Consider the following 18,913-nt stretch of genomic DNA (forward strand, 5'->3'; position numbering starts at 1 on the left):
GGTAGCCGGACGCAGCTGGTGCGGTAGGTCAGCGGGGCAGGCGTCCCTCGAACTCGACAGTGAGGGCGGCGACCGACAGGCGGCGCCAGGCGACGGCCCCGGAGGGGGGCGAGAACACCTCGTCGTAGTGGGCGGGGCTGATGCTGTCGGCGGGGTAGTGCTCGATCACGCGGATCGCGGTGTCCGGGTGCCACAGCGTGCGTAGGGCGGCGGCAACCTCTCGTGCGGCGTTGGTGATGCTCATGCCGGTGCCGTGCTCGGTGACGAAGCAGGTGACGTGGCGGGGGCCCGTGCGGAACGCCCGTATGGGCCTGGTCGCGGGGCCGGAGGGGGTGTCGTACACCACCTCCGTCTGTTCCAGCTGGAGGTACCTCGGCTCGCCGGCCGTCGGGTTCGGCTGCGCGGGGCATTGCTGGCTGTGGTCGAGGACGGCCCGCAGGAGCGGGTCGAGCTGTTCGTCGGGGGCGATGTACGCCGTCGGGCCGTTGCAAGCTTCGTGGATCAGCAGCAGGTCCGTTTCGTTGGCGGCGCGGCTGAAGACGTAGGTTCCGTGGGCGAGGAGCCGCAGAGCCTCGGCGAGTTGTTGGTCCGGGGTTGATCGGTTGTCGGCACTGGACACGGTGGGCCCTTCGAAGGCGGGTTGGGGGTGAGCTGGCTGGGGCGGTGATGTTGCCCTGGTCGGCGTGAGCCGCGGTGATGATCAGATGCGGAGCGACGCGTCGATCCGGCCGGTGCGCAGTTGGTCGTAGATCTGTTGAGTCATGCCCGCGAACTGCTCCGGGTGGCTCTTGGCCAGGGCCTGCAGGGCGGCCTCCCGGGCCTGCTCCCAGAGCGCTTCGTCGTTGTGCTGCTCGTTGCGTTCCTGGATGGCCAGGGCTCGGCGTGCGGTCACGTAGTAGGTCGTGCCGACCTGTAGGTAGCCGCTGGTGTATCCGCTGTCGCGCCACTCGTGAGCGAGCTTCCCGACGATCAGGCCATCGCTGGCCATTCGGTCGAACAGGCGCTCCGCGGCCGGGTAGTCCATGGTCCTTCGGGCCCATGAAACGGTCGCGGTCGTGTCATCGGGAAGGCCGAACAGCTGGGCGCAGGCCAGGAGCGCCTGGGGCTTGGTGATAAGCACGGTGCGGGCGCTGTCCAGGACCAGGAGGATCTGTTCCTTCGTCGGGGTCGGCTTCTCAGCGGCCACTGTCGTGAGGGGCTGACCGACGACGGGGTAAGAACGGGCTCGGGTCACTGCTGCTCGCTGGCGGGACGCTCGTCGGCGATGAGCACACGTCGGACCTCTGCGAGGCGCTCCTGCAAGGTGGTGCTCGCCCGCCGCTCAGTTGCGGTGGATTCCGATCCCTTGCCGCAGAGCATCGCGAAGGTCTCGGCGTACTTCTCGAGGAACTTCAGCTCGTACCGGGAGATCGAGATGGTGAGGGTGTAGCCCGTGCCGTGGGTACGGCGGCGGCCGCCGCCGTAGACCGTCTTGAAGTCGATGGCGTCCTGGCCCGCCTCGGCGGTGTCCTGGTAGGAACCGGTGCCTTCGAACCAGTCGCAGAACGGGCCGGGCAGAACGATGGTGGTCTTGGGGTCGTCGCTCATGCAGGTCTTGGTCTCTTTCAGGTGGAGGAACGGGTCGTTGGTGAAGCCGTGCACGGGGTCTTCGTAGACGGTGTGCAGCGCTTTGACGGCCAGCACTTCTCGGCACACGCAGCAGTCGCAGGCCGGCCAGGCCCGGCACACCGGGCAGGCGTGGGAGTCGCACAGCGCGTCGGTGGTGAGTCCGTCCCAACGGGTCTGGACGTAGTGGAGCCGGTCGTAGAGCGCTCCGTGGCACATCGGGTGTCCCGGGCAGCGGCCTTGTCCGCCGTGGGCGTTGGCGGCGGCCCGGTTGGTCCAAGTCGCTCGGCACTCAGAGCAGCGAAGATGCCCACCCGCGACGGTCACCAGCTCGTGAGAGGTCACGGCGCTGGCTGCGGGCTCGGTCATGTCGCTGACGTGATGCGGCGCCCGGCGGTGCCGAACACAGCCCTCAAGGCGGCTTGGTGGCTGCGCCGGGCCTGGCTGTCATCGAGATGCTCTCCGCGGATGCAGCCGGGCTGTTCGCAGGCCCGGATCACCGGCCCGACCGGTTCACGCTTCCAGTGCGCCCTGAACGCGATCCGGTTGGCCGTGTAGCTGACGCCGTTGAAGGTGAGCAGCTGCTGGCCTTGGGAGGTGACCGTTCCGGTCCACAGGACATGGCCGTCCTTGGTCGGCTCGGTGAGAGCAGCGAGCTTCTCCTCGGCGCTGGTGTACTGGATGCGCGGTGTGTGCACGGGCCGATGGTCGGCCGTGTCGAGCTGATGCGTCGGCTCCACGCAGTTCGGCATCCCGCAGCCGGGCTTCGCGTAGCCCTCCGGGTCCTTGCCGTGCGCGATGCGGTAGGCAACCCTGGTGGCGCTGTAGGCCTTGCCGGAGTGACGCATGACTGGCTTGCTGCCGGCCGCGGTCCTCTCGCCCGTCCACTCCAGGTGGCCTCCGGAGACCTTGCGGGTCCGCTGGCGCCACTTCTGTTCGACGGTCAGCGGCTGCCGCGGGACGTCGGGCAGTCCGAGTTCGCGGCGGATACGGCCGACGGTCTGCCGTTCCATGCCCTGCTGCTTGCCGATGGCCGTGTTGGTGAGGCCCGCAGCAATCAGCTCGCGGACAGCTTCAGTCTTCGGGTGAGACATCGGGGCTGTTCCCGTCCGGCGTTGTGGCGTCCTCTGCGGGGACCTCCCACGGCTTGATCATGTGAGGCCAGTCGCCGGTCTGGGCCATGAACTCGGCAGCGCCCAGGTGCTGGGCGTGGCCATCGGCCAAGTCGAAGGCGTTGCCGTAGCCGAGCCCGGCGGAGCGCAGGCCGTCTCCGTGTGCCCAGCGGCGGACGATCTCCTCGCGTTTCTCGGCGACGGCTTCCACCAGGCCGAGGTCCTCGTCCAGGTCTTCGCAGGATGCGAGGTCGGTTGCCCGGTCGGAGACTGCGTTCCACTCGCGGTTTGTGGCGATCCGGACGGCTGCGGTGCGCAGCAGGTTGAACGACAGCGGGCGGGAGTTGTCGCTGTGGCTGACAGCGGTGATCAGGGACTCGGCGGCCGTCTTGGCGGCCTCCTCGGCGGCGAGCAGGCTGGTCGCCCGTTGACGGCGGAGGTGCTGGGCCGCGTGTTTCTCGGCCGCGTTGGCGTGACGTGTCATCAGAGCGTTCTCGGTTCTCAGACTGGATGTGAGGGGTGCCGCGGTTGGTCGGCGTGGCTGCTTGAGGAGGGTGACGCTGGGGGCTGCGCCCGGCCGGTTCGGGTAGCCGGGCGCAGCGCTGGTTCAGCGGACGCGGGCGCCGCCGTGGTCCCTCGCCCGGTCGAGGTAGTCGATCCACCGGGCCCATGCCTGGCGGCTCAGGCGGCAGGCGTCGAGGACCCGGGTGATGTCCGACTCGGGTTGGGCACGGTAGGCGGCGAGACCGGCGGTGATCTCGCCGGGGGTCACGAGCCAGTAGTCGTCGCTGCTGTCGTCGAGCTTGTGGCGGGCGATGCCCTGGGGCTGTCCGTCGCCGTGCCAGCTGCGCACTTGGTCCCGGGCCTGCGTGAAGGCGACCGCTTCGGGCAGCGGGGTGCGGGTGGGGAACTGGTCGGGGTTCATGGCGATGGCGATCTCGCCGTCGGTGAGCCCTTCGGGCTCCTCGGGCCAGTCCGGGTGGGGGCCGTAGTCGTGGCACAGCCCGAGGAGCTGGCTGGCGATGGCGTGGAGGCCCATCTCCCCGCGCTCGAAGCAGAAGATCGGGGTGGGGAAGTTCTCCATGATGGCCGCGGTGCGGCTGACTTCCGCCTGGGCGGCCTTGTAGGCGGCGTGGTCGGGCGGCACGTCGAGGGCGTGCAGGGCACGGCGCGCCTTGATGGCCGCGTTGCGTGCAGCCTCGAGTTCGGCTTCTTCCTCTTCGGTGGGAGGGGGTGCGTGTTCGAACAGCAAGTGGTGTCGCATGGGGTGTCCCTTCGGTTTTCGGGCTGCACGGTGTCGGGCCCGTGCACTAAAATTAGTGTCTAGGCACTTAATTGTCAAGAAAAGAAATGGACAAACGATCATGGATCGCGCTCGCCACACCAGCTACGCCCTGCCCGTCCTCCTCGCGCTCGCGGCCGTGACGCTGCTGCTCGCGCACCCCACCAGCGCCACCCTGGACTCACCCCAGGACCACCCCACTGCGACCGTTGTCCCCGGAAAGCCGCCCGACCCGAAGCGGTGACCCGGCTCTCGGCTCGGCTTCGATCCGAGGAGCGATGGAGACCCGTGCACCCTGGACAGGGCGGGGCGCCTGACGTTGGTCCCGGACTGCCACACGCCCCGCGCGATAACGGGGAGACAGCCGCCTCGTCCGTCGCGGATCCTAGGAAGATGCACACGAGTGAGCAGGCAGTTCGGGACCGAGACTTCGTGCGGCGCGTCCGCCGGTACAGCCCCAGCAGCCTGCTACCGCTGATCGCTTCCACGTCGGCCCAGTACAGCGACAAGCAGTGGTGGAAGCCCGTCCGCCGACTCTTCCCGAGTTACCGGCCCTACCGCCCGTGGGCCCTCGCCGAGGTCGCCCGGGTGTCCCTCGCCTGCGGAAGCGAGTTCAACCGCAAGGAAGCAACAGCGAAGGACCTGGAAGCTCTCCTCAACCTGCACACCGGCCTGTCCGATCCGTACGTGCACAACGACGCCCGGACCGATCCGGACGCGCTCTGGAGCTTCATGCTGCGGATCACCAGCGAGCAGTTCCTGTACCAGCAGCCGGTCTACCCCAACCTGGCGCGCACCGCGGCGGTCCTCACCTTCACCGAGCCGAACAAGCCCCTGGAGCGGCTGGTCGACGGCTGGGAACAGGAGCTCCTCGGCTGCTCCCTCAGCGAGTACGTCGGGATCACCTTGCTGCTCCACACCGCGACGCAGCTCAACGCCGGCCGCGTCGACCTGGACTCGTTCGCCCTGCCCGAGCACCGGTTCATCACCGACGTGCTCCCCGCCGAGCTGATCACGAAGGTCGCTGAGCAGCACTTCGTCACGGACCAAGAGCGCTTTCAGCGCGCCAACGAACGCCGGGTCACCAACCACCCCGACATGAGGCGGTACGAGTACAACCCGCTGCGGAGCACCCCGCTGGTCGACGGCTACGGGCCCGGCCTGATCGCGCCGTGCTCCCACCTCGTGGCTCCGAAGGCGAGCCTCCTCAGCCTCTACTACGAGGGCGGCGAGCGGTTCGGCAACGCGTTCGCCCGTGACCTGGGCACCCTCTTCGAGCAGTACGTCGGGCGCCAGCTGCGACTCATCACGAACGCCGACGTACACCCCGAGCTCACCTACGGGCCGAAGAAGAACCCGCTGAAGAGCGTCGACTGGATCGTAGTCTTCGACGACCTGGTGCTCCTGGTCGAGGTCAAGTCGACCCGGCCGGACCAGGAAGTGCGGCTGGGCACCGACAAGAAGATCGACCGGCTCCTGCAGAACCTCAAGAAGGGCTATGAGCAGATCGACAGGACGGCGGACGCCATCCGGTCCCGGGCGACCGGCCTCGAGAGCATCCCCGCCGACCGGCCTGTCCATGGCCTGATCGTCACGATGGAGTCCTTCGACACAGCCAACGCACCGTTCCAGCGCCAGTACCAGCCGCAGACCGACACCTTCGTCACCGTGACGAGTGCGGCCGAACTGGAGGACCTGGTCGTTCTCACCGACGGCACGCTCAACGAGTTGCTCCTCACCCGCGCCGCAGACCCGGAGCGCTCGACCTACTCGCTGCGCGAGGCGCTCACGGGCCGCACGGTGGGGCACAACCCGGTGCTGGAGGAGGCATGGGCGAGCTACCCGTGGTCCAGAATCGCCACCGGCGGCCCGGGCACACCGGAAGGTGACGACGGCGCCGCAGGCCTCGGGTAGCCCGCCATGCTGAACGTCAGGACTGGCGGTCGCAGTCCAGGACCACGAGGTTGTAACGGTCCACGGTCATCCACTCATGGATCTCATGGTCGTCCCCGCAGCTGGCACACGGAGAGACACCCCACCAAGGCGTTCGCCCGGCGAGGCGCCGGATCGTCTCCGCGTCGAGCCTGCGCCGTCGGCGGCGGGCCACCCAGCTGGCGGCCTCCTCCAGCGTCCCCCAGGTGGACTCCCAGAGGAAGGTGACCGGCTCGGTCTCGGCGAAGAGCAACTGCGGTGGCGGCGGGTCGGCGGGCCGGGTCCGGCCTTCCCACCGCCCGGTCTCCGCGTCGTACGTCACCTCGCCGATCACCTCAGCCCGCTCCGGCCGTCGCACGCCCGGTCGGGTCACCAGGTAGGAGCGCGACTGTCCCTCCACGTCGCCGTCGCTCTCCGGACCGGGCCACAACCGGACCCCCGCCATGTCGCGGTGGCCGCGGTTGAAGCCCGACTGCCGGGCGGTGGTGGCCTGCTGTTCCCAGCTGGCAGTGGCATAGACGTGCTGCGCCGTGCAGACCGGACAGCACAGCCGGATCGCCAGGCTGCTGTTCTGCTTGTCGGGACGCAGCTGCACCTCCCACTGCCCGGAGCAGCGCTCACCAAGGGCGGTGGTGATATGGCTCGGCTCGACCCAGCCGAGCCAGGTCTCCTGAAGGGTCAGCAGCGGGGTGTTGCCGCTCATGCGCGGGCCTCCACGGTGATGACGCCCTCAGCGTCGGCGGCCGCGCAGTCCTCTTCGTTGCCGCACTGGTGGTTGTCCATGGCCAGGCGGTTGATGAACTGCTGCACCGGAAGGGGAGTGTCGTCGGGGTGGGTGATCGCCTGCCGGTACCAGGCGTGGTCCGGGTTGTCGTCCTCGCTGCCCGGGTCGAGGATGTGCCACGCCGCTGGTCCCGCAAGGTTGTCGGGTTCGGCCTTGGTGCCCTGGACGAACACGTGGACTTCGGTGCCAGCGTGATCGTGGTCCACGACGACGTCCACCCGGGGCCAGTACGGGATTGGGCGGGACGTGCCGGAGGCCATGTCGATCTCGACCGCGGTATGGGCCTGGACGTCGTAGACCTCGAAGCAGTCCACGGGCTGCGGCTCAGGGCTGCGCATGGTCTCGATCGCTTCCCTGACGGCGGCTTCGGGGTCGGCGCCGGAGACCTCGATCGACCAGGTCACGGTGTAGGCGCGGCTGGGTTCGGTGGTCACTGCTCTTCGCTCGCTTCCTCGGTGATGTCGTGCTCCTCGCCGTCCTTGTCATCGGTGGGGCAGTTGCCGTCGCAGCCGGTGGCTTCCCGGTGATAGCCGAGGGCGATCTCCTCGATGGCTTCCCGCACGGTCATCGGGGTGCCGGCCTCGTGGTCGATCCGGGATTGGTAGAGGTCGTGATCGGTGGCGTCGTCGGAGTCGAGGTGGTGCTCAACGATGTGCGTGCCGTGCTCCTCAGCGTCCGAGCCGTCGAAGTAGACGTGAACGCTGATGGAGCCGTCCTGGTCGTCGACGATGACGTCCACCCGCTGCGGACGGCCGTGCTCCTTCGCTTCGGCGAGGTCCTTCTCCAGCCGGGCGATCTGGCGCAGCAGGGCCCGGCGCTCGACCTGCCAGTCGGTGTCGTCGGCCTCCGGGTGCGGCTGCACGTCGGTCGGCAGTGCGGCCAGCAGCTCCGGCGGCAGGGCGCGCAGCGCCATGTTGAGGTCCCCGAGTGCGCCGCAGTTCGGGTGGCGCAGTGAGGCCTCGCGTGCGCCGGCCGCGAGGCCGTGCAGGTGCTGGTTGTACTGGCGGATCAGCTGGCGGTGCTTCTCGTCGGGCTGGTCCTGGAGGACGGGGGTATTGGCGCTGGTCATCGGCGTCCTTGGTCGAGCGGTCGAGGGACCGGTGGGCGGCGCGGCTTCCTGGGGGATGGCGGCCGACGCACCGTGGAAGGCGGGGTGGCGTGGCGGAGGTGTCCGGACAGTGCGCTGCGCCCGGCGGGTTCGGGTCGCCGGGCGCAGCGCGGCGGCCGGCTACAAGCTGAGGTCGAGCCGTGCGGTGCCGTCGGCCCGAGACCCCGGGGACTGGACGTCGAACTCGAACGGGTCGCTGGTGCACGTCGGGGCGGCCTCACGGGGCCGGTAGAACTCGGCGCCGCGCCTGGCCCACTCGGGGGCGTCCGCCAGGGAGGCGCCTCCGTGGGCAGGCTGGCTGTAGTAGGTGCTCTGGGCCGCCAGCTTCCCCGGCTGGTCGTTGGCCTTGATGACGATGCCGAAGAGTTCGATGGTGTGCACCGCCCAGGCGTCGCCGTCCGGCCGGTACTCGAAGCGGATGGTGTCGGCCTTCATCGTTCGGCCACGGTGGGCAGGGCCGGTGATCACCGTCCGCGGCTCGCCCTCCAGCGGGATCCTCTTGACCCGGCTGGTGTCCCACTGTGCGCTGTCAGGGTTGATCTTCATTGGGGATTTCCGTTCGGAGAAGGTGCCGAAAGTGGTCAGGACGGCTCGACGGCCCCGGCGATGAGGCCGGCTGCGGCGGCCAGGCGGTTAGCGGTCTCGGCGTAGGTGTGAGCGGTGAGCGGGTCGGGGCAGGTGAGGGCGCGGCCGAAGGTGCGCGCGACGTTGCCCCAGTTCTGGGCAGCCATCTCCAGCTGGGCGGCGAGGCCGTGGTAGTGGTCGGCGGACTGCCGGGCGGCGAGCACGGTCACTGGCGCGTCGGCTTCCAGGACCGATGCGTAGCCCTCGGCGCGCAGCTTGGCGGCCTTGGCGAGCAGGTCGCGCTCGCACCAGGCGGCGCCACGTGCGGAGCTTCGCCAGACCTCGGTGTCCGGCGCGGGCGGGTCGACGTGAGTCGTTGCTTGCAGCATCTGTGGGGTCTCCAGGGGTTGGTGGGGCCATCAGGAGTGAGTTCGATCGGCACTCGAACGGTGCTCACCCTTTCGAAAGTAGAGCCTAGGGGCTAATTCGTCAAGAAACTTACTTGCAATACTCGGGGATGGGCACTTGCCCGGTGGGCTACCAGCTGGGTACTGTCGGAGCCATGGCCGCCCTGATGACTGACCCGAAGCCGCTGCCCGAGCTGTTCAAGTGCCTCGAGGAGCTTCTGCACTACCCCGACACCCCCGAAGGCCGCATGAACGCCGCGAAGCGGCTCACGCAGGCCCTTCGCGAGGTTCCCGATCTCCAGGCGTCGCTCAGCGACTACCGCCAGCGGGTGGTCCAGGAGATCTACCTGCGCGAAGGGATGACGTACACGGACATCAGCAAGGAGCTGGGCGTCGGCGCCGAGCGGGTGTCCGCCATCGCGCGCGGGCAGCGCTCGCCGGACGGCCGTCGCAAGGCGAGGTAGGCGCCGGCACTGCGGCCGCGGCCTGGTCCGAACGTTGAGATGGCCCGCACCCTCCTTGGGTGCGGGCCATCTGGTCGTCTGGCCGCCCTACAGGCCGCCGGGTCGCGGACCGCCTGGGCAGCTCCATCCGCGGGAACACCTCCCACCACGGGACCGGCCGGGGATTCTCGGTCCTCTCTCCGACTCGGCCTGGTGACCGGCTCCACAGCCCCGCCCCGAGGCGCGGCCAGCCTGTTTCCCCGGGAAACACGCCGGGGGCTCCGTACGCGAGCGAGAACAGCAGCACTTCGTCATCAGTTCGGGAGTTACCAAGACCGACTGACCCGAGCTGTGTTCACGCGAGAACGGACAGCACTGGGGAGCGTTGACCTCGGTCAGTCCAAGTCGGCTGAGACCAGGGTGACCGCGAGCGCGATGTGCGGAACGGCGCTTAGGCAGAGCTCGGCCGCCGTGCTCGGGTCGGATGCGGCCCGTGCCTCCTGCAGCGCCAGCAGCCCGGCCGTCACGGTGGCGGCCGCCGCCTCGTCGAGAACCTCGTCGGCGGTGAACTCACCACCGGCCACCAGCTCGCGCACCAGGGCGACGGCCTGCGCCGGATCGTCTCGCCACCGGGCGGCGAACTCGTCGCCCGCACTCGCCAGGTCCAACGCGGCACTCTGCTCCACTGTCGGTAGCGGTACGCCGTGTTCAGCGGGCGGCCCGGCCTGCGTCTGGTCGAGGAGCGCCTCGGCCTGCGCCACGGCGCACCGCGCCGCGTAGGTCCGTCGGGCCTCGTTCCGCTCCCGGGCGACGGCGGACGGCCACCGGGCGTCGTCCTCGGCGCGGGCCAGGTCCAGCAGGGGGGCGGCGGTAAGGCTGACCTGATGGCACGGCAGAAGGTTCACCTCCACGGCCTCCTGGTCGACAGGGGCGGCGGCGATGGGTTGGTACACCGCGTCGGCTGCCTCGGCGCAGGCTCCGATCAGCGTGGTCAGGGCGGCGATCAGGCGTGCGTGGCGGCGACGGCGTGCGGGCAGGCCCAAGCGATCCGATGTAGAGGTCACCCCCGCACTGTCGCGCAGCGGTTCCCAGTGCTGTCCCGTTCTCGTGAACTCGCCCCGGGCTACAGAGGTTGGCATAGCCTGGCCTGCCATGGACATCGAGCTGACTGACGATGAGCACCTGCGAGCCCTAGCCGCCCTGGAGGCCGTCGTCGGAAACGACACCGATGCCCTCAAGGTTCTGGCAGGCGGCGCTGGCGAGCGCCCGCTGCCGGCGCTGTTGGCCGCCTACGGGCAGCACACACTCCACCACATCCTGATCGCCGCCTTCGGCATCGACGCCACCATGGACTATGACGAAACGGGCCGACTGGTCGCGGAGATCAACAGTGACCCGATGGCTCGTATGGTCTTTGTCCTGACCGATGCCCTGCACAACCAGGCCGCTGCCGCAGGCCACGACCCAGTGACCGCGAAGCTGGTCGCCCGATCCATCCTGCTGGCGATCCACGCGTTCACCGACGCCGACGACCAGGACGCCCTGGCCGTGTTGCGCGCATTGCGCAACCAGGTCCTCCGGCGCGACTGAACGACGCAGCCTACGTGGAGCAGGTCACGACCTGAACAGGCCCCGAGCACCGATCCGGCGGGGCCTGGCACGCCAGCGGGTGATCAGGGCGAACCCAACCAGGCCTAGCGTCCCCGCGACCTCAGTGGTGGCGTGACCGGCGATACCAGTCACCTGAACCGTCAGCCCAACGACCGCCGTGATCACGGCAGCACGCACGCGCAGTGGATGCAGGCGGCGCCGGACCCCGGCGCGCAGCGCGTTGACCTCAGCGGCATACCCTTCCGCGTCCGCGAGGGCCACGGCGCGGGCACGGGATCCGGCGGGGAAGAGAGCGGCTTCCTCAGCGCACCGGCGCATCTGGTCCCGGAGGTCTTCGATCTCTCGGTCGCGGCCGGCCATCGCTCTCCCCTTGGTGACAGCTACCCGCCGTCAGCACAACGCTGCTGACGGCCCGACAGGTCATCGTAGGCGCCGCCTCTTGCGGCCCGCAGTGGAAGTGGTCAGGCCGTGCCCGTTTCAGAGTGGCCGAGGATCGGCTTCATGTCGACCAGGAACTCGCCGTCGACCTGGCCGAAGTACGCCACGAACGGGAAGGGGTCGGCGACGTGCCACCGGTCGGCAAGGTCGTTGTGCACCGCCTCGGCCCAGCCGAGCAGCTGCGCCGGCAGCCGGTACTGGCCGTTGGGGATGACGATGACGGCCAGGCGGCGTTCCGGCTCGTACACGATGTCCTCCACCTGGACACGCCACCAGGCGGTGTGCGGCGCGTGCTCGGACGATATCTCGGGGACGCTGAAGGTCTTGAGCCGCATGGCGTCGGTCAAGAAGCGCTGGTAGTCGGCGCCCGCGCGCAGCACTCTCAAGGTCTCCCCAGGGTGTTTCTGATAGACGGAGGGCCCCCGGCGAGTGCCGGGGACCCGTGGTCTTGTCCGTCAGCTTTAAGCGGCGAAGCGCTCCAAGAGCACTTCGCGCTGGCGAGGGCCGAGGCCCTGGACGCGGCGGGTCTCGGAGATGCCGAGCTCGCCCAGCAGGCGGTCGGCGCTGACTGCTCCGACCCCGGGCAGAGCCGTCAGGAGACGACGGACCTTGGTCTTGGCGATGACGTCGTCCTGGCGCGCCAGGACCTCCGGCAGGGAGAGCGTCCCGGCCTTGAGCGCGGTCAGGATGTCGGCGCGCTCCTTGCGCGCTGCCATCGCCTTCTTCAGAGCCTCGGCGCGGACCTCAGGGGTCAGTGGAGGCAGAGCCATGCGAATCCCTTCGTCGTGCGTGAGGTGATCATCATCGCCCACCGCGTTGGTGATCCACCAGCAGGTTTGGCTGCCCGGCCGCTGCGCTCACCGAGTGGAGCGGTGGTCCGAATCGCTTCCTCTGGCTGCCCGACAGAGTGGTCTCCTGAGCCCGCACAGCGTCCGGCTCGCAGAGGTCCGGGCCCGGGCCCCGGGGCGTTCCCGGGGCCCTTTGCGCTCGGATTAGGCAGATGTCGGCAGTGGGTTCTCCCATCCACTCAGGCCATCGCGAACTCCGGGCTCCGCGCGACGCCCTGCCACTGCCCGGTACCGTGCTTGACCACCAGTTTGTCGTCGGCGAGCCGCGTCAACGCCGAGCTGACCGTCTTCGCGTTGGTCAGGCCGGTCATGTCCATCAGTTCGGCATTCGTCCAGACCCGGTCCACGTCGGTGCGCAGGGCCGCAAGCAGGTCGGCGCGGGCCGAAGACCGCAGGCCGGCCTTCGGCGTGATCAGCGCTGCCTCAGCTCGCGCGGCTTCCTCCCCGCCAGCTGGAATCCCGGCCACCGTCGACGCGGGCACGGCAACCGGCGGGGCGACAGGCGAGACGGCAGATGCCTTGGTGAGCTGAACGTTCACCGGCACCCGGACACGGCCCAGGCGTCGGTCGGCGCGCCGCTCGCGCCACGTAGCGAACATCTCGCCGAGCGCGAGTTCATCCTCGGCCTGGATCTCCGTCAGGTGCCCCGTCGAGGCCCAGTGGTACGGATCCTCGACCTGGAAGGTCCTGAACGCACCGCGGCGGGCACCGGGAACGTGCGCGAACCCCAGGCCGGCCGTTGACGATCCGTCTGGCCATTCCTTCTGGAGCAAGTGCGGTTGCACCGGCAGCGTGCCGTTGAAGGCGGCCTGCCCGGAGGACGGCCCGCCGGTACGGAAGACGATCACGTTCCCGGAGGCGACCATCTCCCGAAGAAGTGTGCTGTGGCCCATGGTGTCCAGGGTCGGCACCGGGGTGACCACCCGCAGACGGCCGCCGCACTTGCGGCTCATCGCGCCGAACTCCTCGGTGGCCCGGACCATCTCACTGTTGATCTTCAGTACCTTGTGGGCCTCCTCGATCGTCGTGCTGAAGATCGGCAGGCCGAGGGCGACCGGGTCGAACGCGGAGACACCGCGCCGGATGCGGCCGTGCTGGTCGACCCACTCCAACGTCGCCAGCCGCCGGGAGCGGTCGTACATCAGAGCCACGGCGGCCTGCATCATGCCCAGGATCTCGTCCGGGTCATCGGCGTACCAGTGCGTTTCGTCCTGCCAGTCGGGCAGGCTCTGGCCGCCCTGCGGGTCGCCAACGAAGGACAGCATGTGCTGGGAGTGTCGCTCGTAGGCCAGCAGCATGCTCACCAGGGAGCTCTTGCCGGAGTCGGTGGTGCCGGAGATCAGGTCGTGCACGGGGCCGCTGCCTGGACGCCACATTCGGTACCGGGTCGGCAGCAGATCCTGGTAGAGGCCGATGGGTGCGATGCCGGTGGCCGGGTCGAGCAGACTGGGGCCGTCCCAGGGCTGGGAGGTGGCCAGCGGGTCGCGCTCGAAGATCGACAGCTGGGCGCGGCGCGAGGAGCCGGAACTGGTGGAGTCGATCGACACCGACACCTCCGGCACGTCGTAGGCGGAGGCGATCCGGTCGGCCGCGGCGTGCGCGGTGGCCAGCGAAGCCCGGCCGCGCGGCAGCAGGATGATTCCACTCCAGCCGTTCGCGGTGACCGTGACCTCGACCAGTTCCGCACCGGGCAGCGGCCCGCCGGGGCTCGACACGAACTCCTCCCACACCTGGTGCTGGTCGCCGCCCGTGACGGGGTTGCCGTCCTGGTCGATGACCACCGGCGGCGCCTTCACCGGTTCGGCCTGCAGCACCTCCACCCCGTCGTCCTCCTCGCCCTGCGGGGTCAGCGCCCGGCGGCGGCCCTCGAGCCACCCGAAGGTGCCCACCGTGATGGTCGCCCCGAAGGCGAACAGGGCGGGCAGCGGCCGCTCGGTAGGACCCTCGGTGAGCGCCGCGCCGAGCCACGTCCACGTGCCGGCCCACAGCACCACGGCGCCACCCAAGAGCTTGGGCGGCGGGGTGGCGGTACGCACCCACCAGCCGCCGCCCAAGGCGCTTGCCGCAGCACCAGCCACCGCCAGTCCCGGAGAGACGTGCTCACCGTGGCCGAGGGCGGCCGCGCCCCACACGGCGCCGGAGACATACACCGGCAGGGTGGCCCGCCACTGCCGTACTGACCACCGGCCGGCTGTCCAGGTGCCGACCACCAGTCCAGCGGCGGCCTTCATCGGCAGCGGCAGCGCCCGCCAGCCGCTGTGCTCGGCAGCGCCAAGGGGCTGGCGGCGCGCCGCTGGCACCTGGTCCGGGGCGCGGAAGGCTGCCAGGGTGTCGTTGATGCTGGCGCGCTGACGATCCGTCTCCTCGTTCTGGAACATCTCCTTCTCCTTCCCGTCAGCCTTCGAGGAACTGCTGGGACGGGATCGCGCCCTTCGCGGCCTGGGCACGGTGCTGGTGCACGTACTCGTGCCAGCGTGCGGTCACTCCGCGGAGCGCGATAGCGGCGTTACCGGCGCGCAGAGCCGCTGCGCTGGCGAGTGCCTGGTTGGCGGCGGCTTCGCTGCGGGCGGCCTCGGCGATCGCCTGGAGCTCGGCGATCGTCGCAGCGTCGAGGTTGTGCCGGACGGCGCTGTCAGCCAGCTGGTCGAAGTACGTGGCGGTGACGGCGGACCTGGCGGCGTCGTTCTGGGCGATCTCCAGGTCGTCCAGAGCAGAGCTGGCGATCAGGGTCAGGGTGGTGCGAAGCGAGTCGTAGCCGACGAGCTCGGCGGACATGGCGGGGGTGCTCACGATGACTCCGGAGTGGGTGATGACGGTGACGGGCAGCAGGCCCGGCGTACCGCCGGACGCGGAAGGCGGCGCGGCCACGGTGGTGTCGTTCTTGGTGCCGGGCCAGTCACCGGGCGCGGGGTAGGGGTAGCTCGACGGCTCCAGCCCGGCCGGCGCCGACGGCGCGGACCGCTTCGGCTTCGGCTTCGGCTTCGGGGCACTGGACGGGGCGGTTGGAGCAGTCCCTGTGCCCGGCTTCGACGTCGGCCTGGCGAGGCCGGGCGGTTGCTCCGGGTCGGGGTCAGCGTGCCGGTCCTCCCCGTACCAGTCCGCGACCAAGTCGTTGACCCGCTCCCTGGCTTCCGGGAACTCGATCTTCCAGGCGCGCGCGTAGGCGGTAGCTCGCTGCGTCCACCAGTGGACGCGTTCGGCGTTGCGCTCTCCGGCCTCTTCGAGCCACTCGACCAGGTCTTCGCCAGTCTCGCTCACCCACCAGCGCACCTTGTTCCGGGTACCGCTGACGACTCGTCCGGTCTTGGCGGCCAGCTCCTGCTTCTTCGCGGCTGCAGTCTGCCGACCGTAGGCGAGGGTGCGGGGCCCGTAGGCGCGGGCGGTGGCTAATGCCGATCCGATGAGGATCTCGATCATCTGGTGGTCCCCCTTGTCAGCGAGCGAACCAGGAGCCGACCCATTGGCCGAGGGAGGCGGCCAGCATGGACAGCACCGACACCGACCAGGCACCGAAGCTGCCTGGGATCAGCGAGGCCGCAAACGGGACCAGACTTGCCATGGTGAGCGTGTTCTTGTCGATCTTGTTGTTGATCAGGTCGAGGAGCAGACCGACAACGCAGAAGGCGGCGGCGAGAGCAGAGATGGAGAACCCGATCCATCCGGCCTGGGTCGACCAGTGGTCCACGGTGTTGGCGATGGCGCGCAGCGGAACGCTGAGTAGCCCGGTGAGGCCCATCCCGCAGACGAGAGTGAGAGCGGCGATGAGGCGCGGTATCTGCCTGCGGATGATGGTCGGGCCGACGCTGACGCCCTTGGTCAGCAGCAGCCAGGCCAGCACTCCGGCGACGCAGCCCGTGAGTCCGCTCACTGCGTAGTGCATCACAATCTCTTTTCGATTATTGACAGTTGATGGTTCTGCAGGTAAATCGCGCGCGCGCCTGCGCCTGCGCGCGCGCAAGGTGTTTCACCGCAGTCCGTCCGCACCCCCGGTGCGGACTGTGCGGACTGCGGACCGTGCGGACTCAGCGTCGCCGGTAGTCGGCCAGCGTCGCCCGCAGCTCTCTCAGATGGTCCTGCACCAGCCGCAGCACCTCGGCCTGCCGCTGGTCGGGCACCTTCCCGAATACGGCCCTCACCCGGTCGAGCTCGACGGCCAGAGCCTCCATCGGGTTCGCGGCAGCGGCCAGTCTCTCGGAGTAGAAGTCGTCCCGGCGCTGCTTCCCCTTCGCACCTGCCATGGTCGTCACCTCCGCCCTGTCGGTCGGTTACGGACGGGGGCCGCCGACCGTGCCGGGTGCCACGGAGCCCGCGATTCCCTGCGGACTCGAAGCCGGCGGCCCTTCTTCACATCCCCGATTTGATTACTGTGCGTTAGTTAAGCGGCGACATCGATCTGGTACGCCGCCTCCGGTTGTGCGCTCTCGCCGGCATCGCTCTCCTCCGCAATCTGCTTCTCGATCTTCGCCCGGAAGTCCGGGTCGTTCTTCAGCCGGAGCTTGGCCGACGCGATCCGCGCCTGCCCCCAGCGTTCGCTGTTTCCGTACTGGCGACCCAACTCGATGCCGGTCAGCGCGATGCCCTGCAGCTCGTTCCGTGCGGCCCGCTCTTCGGCTTCCTCGCGGATCCGCGCTCTGGCCTGACTGCGCGATTCGTGCGGGTCCGCAGCGACTGCATGCGCCGATTCGTGCGGCGTGCGTGCGGCTGGCAGGAGCGTTTCATACGCCGTCCGGGCGTGTCCATTCGGTTGACTGTTCGATTCTGCGTGCGGTACGGGGACCGTTCCGTGCGGCTCCCGGAGCGTTCCGTGCGGCACTCCGTGCGCCTCGATGAGCGGGTTCTGTTCGCCAGGGATAACGGGCCGCACCGTGCGCCGTGCGGCTCGGTCTGCAGAGTCTGCACGTCTGCGTTCGGCCTCCAGCGCACGCCGCTCCTCTGCACGTTTTGCCTGCTCAGCAGCCATACGTGTTTGCTCTGCAAGAGCTTGCGCCTCGGCCTGCGCGCGGATTCGTGCGGCCTCCGCCTCGGCTTCCGCCCTGACCAGCCGCTCCTTGCGTGCGGCTTCCCGTTCGGCTTCCTCGGCCGCACGGGCAGCCGCACGTTCGGCTTCCTCGGCCGCACGGGCAGCCGCACGCTCGGCAGCCTCAAGCCGCAACCGTTCGATTTCGGCAGCCGCACGGACCTTGCCGTCGGCCTCGGCCTGTGCGGCCTCGACTGCCGCACGTGCGGCCTCCGCCGCAGCCGCACGGTTCGCTTCGGCGGCCTGCGCGTCCAAGCGCCGCCGCTCCAGATCGGCCGCCCGTTCGGCAGCCAGCCTCGCCTCCTCAGCCGCACGAACCTCCGCACGAACCTTGTCGTCGTGCGCCCGCTTCTTCTCCAGCTCGGCCGCCCGATCGGCCCGATCCTGTTCGGCCTTCTTCTCGGCGCGCTCCTGCAGCTCGATCCTCTGCGCGTCCGCCTTGGCCGCCCTGTCCGCCTCGCGCTGCTCCTCGGCGGCGCGCTGCTTCTCCGCCCGCACGAACGCGTCCCAGTTACGGATCGTCACCTCGCACAGGGCGATACGGCGTGCGAAGTACCGCCTGTATCCGGCGGCCGCCTCGGCCAGCAGGATGACCAGGATCGGCACGACCGAGTGCAAGAGGACTCCGCCCGGGTCCGCATGGGAGAACTCCAGCTTCCCGGTGGGGAACACCGACGGCCAGACGTTCATCACCCACGTGGCCAGCCCGGCGAAGTTCCGCAGCAACAGCGGCCAGCCCGACGGCCGGTAGCCGGAATGCCGGGACAGGCGGCCGTCGACGTACAGAACGAGGAGCAGCGCCGAGGACACCAGCGGGTCGAGCAGCCACGCGATCTCCAGCAGGGTGCCGTGCCGGGTGGCGAACTGCGTGACGTTGACCGCCGTGAAGGTCAGGCCGCCCACGCCGATGCTGACCAACCCCGCGGTGACGATCTTCGCGAGCCTCTCGAGCTCGGCGATGTCCGCGCGAGCGCGCTCGACATCCTGCTGGCTCGGGGGACCGGCCGGCGCCGTGGGGGCGGCGGCCGGGGCGGTGCGTCTGGCGATCCTCACGGTGGGTCTCCTGCTCGGTACGGCGTCCGAGGCCGGGGCTGCTGACTCCTCGGCACAAGATCACGGTACACAGTGTAATCACGGTACACAAGTTACTGTGTGTACCGTGTGTATCCTCTGACCATGTCGAAGAAGGCCGCCACCATGGGCATCCGCGAAGCGAGGAACGATCTTGGTCGGCTGGTGGAGGAGGCTCACTTCCAGAACGCCCCGACGGTGCTCACGCACTACGGTGAGCCGCGCGCTGTCCTGGTCTCACATGCCTGGTATTTGAGGGCGTGCCAGGCGCTGAACGAGGAGCCCGGGACAGCAGCGACGTGACACTGTCGGCTGTGCAGCGCGGTTGTGACGGCGCTTCAGTGCGGAGGCAGAAAGGCCTGGAGGTCTGGCGGCCGTGTGCTCAGCCGGACGTCTGCGGTGCGCGGTCTCGCCCGGCAGTGCTCAGACGGATCCATTCAGCAGATGGTGATCAGCTTACGAGGCCTGTCCTTGTGAGCTTGTGTCATCTCCGCGCCGCCCACCGTTCCGTGGCGGCACATTCCTCAGGGCGACCTATTTCGGCCCGCCTGCCCGATACGCTGGCATCCGGCTGGACACGCACTGCCGATCGTCGCTGCCTGATCCCCGCCCACGCCGGGACACCGGGCGCCGCCGACCAAGGGACCTGAGGGTGCCCGTGCTCTCGTTCGCCGCGTGCCATCGTCCGGCG

The 18,913-nt window shown here is 69.4% G+C and carries 25 protein-coding genes; 6 read left to right on the top strand and 19 right to left on the bottom strand.

Annotated elements, in window-relative coordinates; genetic code table 11:
* Positions 1 to 28: 28 nt before the first annotated feature.
* The 6 genes from IF30_RS0115170 to IF30_RS0115195 form a co-directional block, all read right to left on the bottom strand.
* Positions 29 to 619 carry a hypothetical protein gene (locus IF30_RS0115170; RefSeq protein ID WP_030237626.1) on the bottom strand — a complete coding sequence of 197 codons (591 nt, stop codon included), beginning with the start codon at positions 617 to 619 and terminating at the stop codon, positions 29 to 31.
* An 81-nt stretch (positions 620 to 700) separates the two neighbouring features.
* A complete protein-coding gene (locus IF30_RS0115175) occupies positions 701 to 1,186 on the bottom strand; it encodes a hypothetical protein (protein ID WP_030237627.1) in 486 nt (161 codons plus the stop codon).
* A gap of 44 nt (positions 1,187 to 1,230) precedes the next feature.
* Positions 1,231 to 1,824, bottom strand: coding sequence for a hypothetical protein (locus IF30_RS0115180; protein ID WP_030237629.1), 594 nt, complete (start codon positions 1,822 to 1,824; stop codon positions 1,231 to 1,233).
* 146 nt (positions 1,825 to 1,970) lie between these two features.
* Positions 1,971 to 2,699: a hypothetical protein gene (locus IF30_RS0115185; protein ID WP_158835099.1), complete on the bottom strand. Its 729-nt coding sequence runs from the start codon at positions 2,697 to 2,699 to the stop codon at positions 1,971 to 1,973.
* Positions 2,680 to 3,201 carry a hypothetical protein gene (locus IF30_RS0115190; RefSeq protein ID WP_030237635.1) on the bottom strand — a complete coding sequence of 174 codons (522 nt, stop codon included), beginning with the start codon at positions 3,199 to 3,201 and terminating at the stop codon, positions 2,680 to 2,682. The genes IF30_RS0115185 and IF30_RS0115190 overlap by 20 nt, the downstream gene beginning before the upstream one ends.
* A 123-nt stretch (positions 3,202 to 3,324) precedes the next feature.
* On the bottom strand, positions 3,325 to 3,981 hold the full coding sequence (locus IF30_RS0115195; RefSeq protein WP_030237638.1) for a hypothetical protein: 657 nt from the start codon (positions 3,979 to 3,981) through the stop codon (positions 3,325 to 3,327).
* Positions 3,982 to 4,081: 100 nt separating this feature from the next.
* Here IF30_RS0115195 and IF30_RS47830 point away from each other — a divergent pair, with 100 nt between their 5' ends.
* Both IF30_RS47830 and IF30_RS0115205 read left to right on the top strand, forming a co-directional pair.
* A complete protein-coding gene (locus tag IF30_RS47830; protein ID WP_158835102.1) occupies positions 4,082 to 4,243 on the top strand; it encodes a hypothetical protein in 162 nt (53 codons plus the stop codon).
* Positions 4,244 to 4,392: 149 nt separating this feature from the next.
* Positions 4,393 to 5,913 carry a nuclease-related domain-containing protein gene (locus IF30_RS0115205; protein ID WP_158835105.1) on the top strand — a complete coding sequence of 507 codons (1,521 nt, stop codon included), beginning with the start codon at positions 4,393 to 4,395 and terminating at the stop codon, positions 5,911 to 5,913.
* Between the two features lie 16 nt (positions 5,914 to 5,929).
* Here IF30_RS0115205 and IF30_RS46705 read toward each other — a convergent pair whose 3' ends face one another.
* From IF30_RS46705 to IF30_RS0115230, 5 genes are all read right to left on the bottom strand, one after another.
* On the bottom strand, positions 5,930 to 6,634 hold the full coding sequence (locus IF30_RS46705) for a hypothetical protein (protein ID WP_030237644.1): 705 nt from the start codon (positions 6,632 to 6,634) through the stop codon (positions 5,930 to 5,932).
* The gene (locus tag IF30_RS0115215; protein ID WP_030237646.1) at positions 6,631 to 7,149 is read right to left on the bottom strand and encodes a hypothetical protein; all 519 of its coding nucleotides are present in this window, start codon (positions 7,147 to 7,149) and stop codon (positions 6,631 to 6,633) included. Before IF30_RS0115215 ends, IF30_RS46705 begins: the two co-directional genes overlap by 4 nt.
* Positions 7,146 to 7,784, bottom strand: coding sequence for a hypothetical protein (locus tag IF30_RS0115220; protein WP_030237649.1), 639 nt, complete (start codon positions 7,782 to 7,784; stop codon positions 7,146 to 7,148). The genes IF30_RS0115215 and IF30_RS0115220 overlap by 4 nt, the downstream gene beginning before the upstream one ends.
* A gap of 159 nt (positions 7,785 to 7,943) precedes the next feature.
* On the bottom strand, positions 7,944 to 8,369 hold the full coding sequence (locus IF30_RS0115225; protein ID WP_030237653.1) for a hypothetical protein: 426 nt from the start codon (positions 8,367 to 8,369) through the stop codon (positions 7,944 to 7,946).
* A gap of 35 nt (positions 8,370 to 8,404) precedes the next feature.
* A complete protein-coding gene (locus IF30_RS0115230; RefSeq protein WP_030237656.1) occupies positions 8,405 to 8,776 on the bottom strand; it encodes a hypothetical protein in 372 nt (123 codons plus the stop codon).
* A gap of 185 nt (positions 8,777 to 8,961) precedes the next feature.
* Between IF30_RS0115230 and IF30_RS0115235 the strand changes: the two genes are divergently transcribed.
* A complete protein-coding gene (locus tag IF30_RS0115235; protein WP_030237659.1) occupies positions 8,962 to 9,258 on the top strand; it encodes a sigma factor-like helix-turn-helix DNA-binding protein in 297 nt (98 codons plus the stop codon).
* 374 nt (positions 9,259 to 9,632) lie between these two features.
* On the opposite strand, the gene IF30_RS46715 is transcribed toward IF30_RS0115235, so the two are convergent.
* The gene (locus IF30_RS46715; RefSeq protein WP_234322708.1) at positions 9,633 to 10,280 is read right to left on the bottom strand and encodes a hypothetical protein; all 648 of its coding nucleotides are present in this window, start codon (positions 10,278 to 10,280) and stop codon (positions 9,633 to 9,635) included.
* A gap of 109 nt (positions 10,281 to 10,389) precedes the next feature.
* Between IF30_RS46715 and IF30_RS0115245 the strand changes: the two genes are divergently transcribed.
* Together IF30_RS0115245 and IF30_RS47835 are read left to right on the top strand one after the other, a co-directional pair.
* A complete protein-coding gene (locus tag IF30_RS0115245; protein ID WP_030237663.1) occupies positions 10,390 to 10,827 on the top strand; it encodes a hypothetical protein in 438 nt (145 codons plus the stop codon).
* Between the two features lie 132 nt (positions 10,828 to 10,959).
* Positions 10,960 to 11,256, top strand: coding sequence for a hypothetical protein (locus IF30_RS47835; RefSeq protein WP_158835108.1), 297 nt, complete (start codon positions 10,960 to 10,962; stop codon positions 11,254 to 11,256).
* Between the two features lie 53 nt (positions 11,257 to 11,309).
* On the opposite strand, the gene IF30_RS0115255 is transcribed toward IF30_RS47835, so the two are convergent.
* The 7 genes from IF30_RS0115255 to IF30_RS43600 all read right to left on the bottom strand — a co-directional run bounded on the left by IF30_RS0115255 (position 11,310) and on the right by IF30_RS43600 (position 18,204).
* Positions 11,310 to 11,666, bottom strand: a complete 357-nt coding sequence (locus IF30_RS0115255) for a hypothetical protein (protein WP_030237666.1) — start codon at positions 11,664 to 11,666, stop codon at positions 11,310 to 11,312.
* A gap of 81 nt (positions 11,667 to 11,747) precedes the next feature.
* On the bottom strand, positions 11,748 to 12,056 hold the full coding sequence (mihF, locus tag IF30_RS0115260) for an integration host factor, actinobacterial type (protein WP_030237669.1): 309 nt from the start codon (positions 12,054 to 12,056) through the stop codon (positions 11,748 to 11,750).
* A 257-nt stretch (positions 12,057 to 12,313) separates the two neighbouring features.
* Positions 12,314 to 14,512, bottom strand: coding sequence for a hypothetical protein (locus IF30_RS0115265; protein WP_030237672.1), 2,199 nt, complete (start codon positions 14,510 to 14,512; stop codon positions 12,314 to 12,316).
* A gap of 16 nt (positions 14,513 to 14,528) precedes the next feature.
* A complete protein-coding gene (locus tag IF30_RS0115270) occupies positions 14,529 to 15,551 on the bottom strand; it encodes a hypothetical protein (protein ID WP_030237675.1) in 1,023 nt (340 codons plus the stop codon).
* 16 nt (positions 15,552 to 15,567) lie between these two features.
* A complete protein-coding gene (locus IF30_RS0115275) occupies positions 15,568 to 16,014 on the bottom strand; it encodes a hypothetical protein (protein ID WP_030237678.1) in 447 nt (148 codons plus the stop codon).
* A 142-nt stretch (positions 16,015 to 16,156) separates the two neighbouring features.
* Positions 16,157 to 16,372 carry a hypothetical protein gene (locus IF30_RS0115280; protein ID WP_030237681.1) on the bottom strand — a complete coding sequence of 72 codons (216 nt, stop codon included), beginning with the start codon at positions 16,370 to 16,372 and terminating at the stop codon, positions 16,157 to 16,159.
* Between the two features lie 137 nt (positions 16,373 to 16,509).
* Positions 16,510 to 18,204 carry a hypothetical protein gene (locus tag IF30_RS43600; RefSeq protein WP_051710331.1) on the bottom strand — a complete coding sequence of 565 codons (1,695 nt, stop codon included), beginning with the start codon at positions 18,202 to 18,204 and terminating at the stop codon, positions 16,510 to 16,512.
* A 123-nt stretch (positions 18,205 to 18,327) separates the two neighbouring features.
* Here IF30_RS43600 and IF30_RS0115290 point away from each other — a divergent pair, with 123 nt between their 5' ends.
* On the top strand, positions 18,328 to 18,525 hold the full coding sequence (locus IF30_RS0115290; protein ID WP_158835114.1) for a type II toxin-antitoxin system Phd/YefM family antitoxin: 198 nt from the start codon (positions 18,328 to 18,330) through the stop codon (positions 18,523 to 18,525).
* Positions 18,526 to 18,913: the final 388 nt, after the last annotated feature.

Origin of the sequence: Streptomyces sp. NRRL S-350 (genome assembly GCF_000719705.1) — a bacterium.
Classification (GTDB): Bacteria; Actinomycetota; Actinomycetes; order Streptomycetales; family Streptomycetaceae; genus Kitasatospora.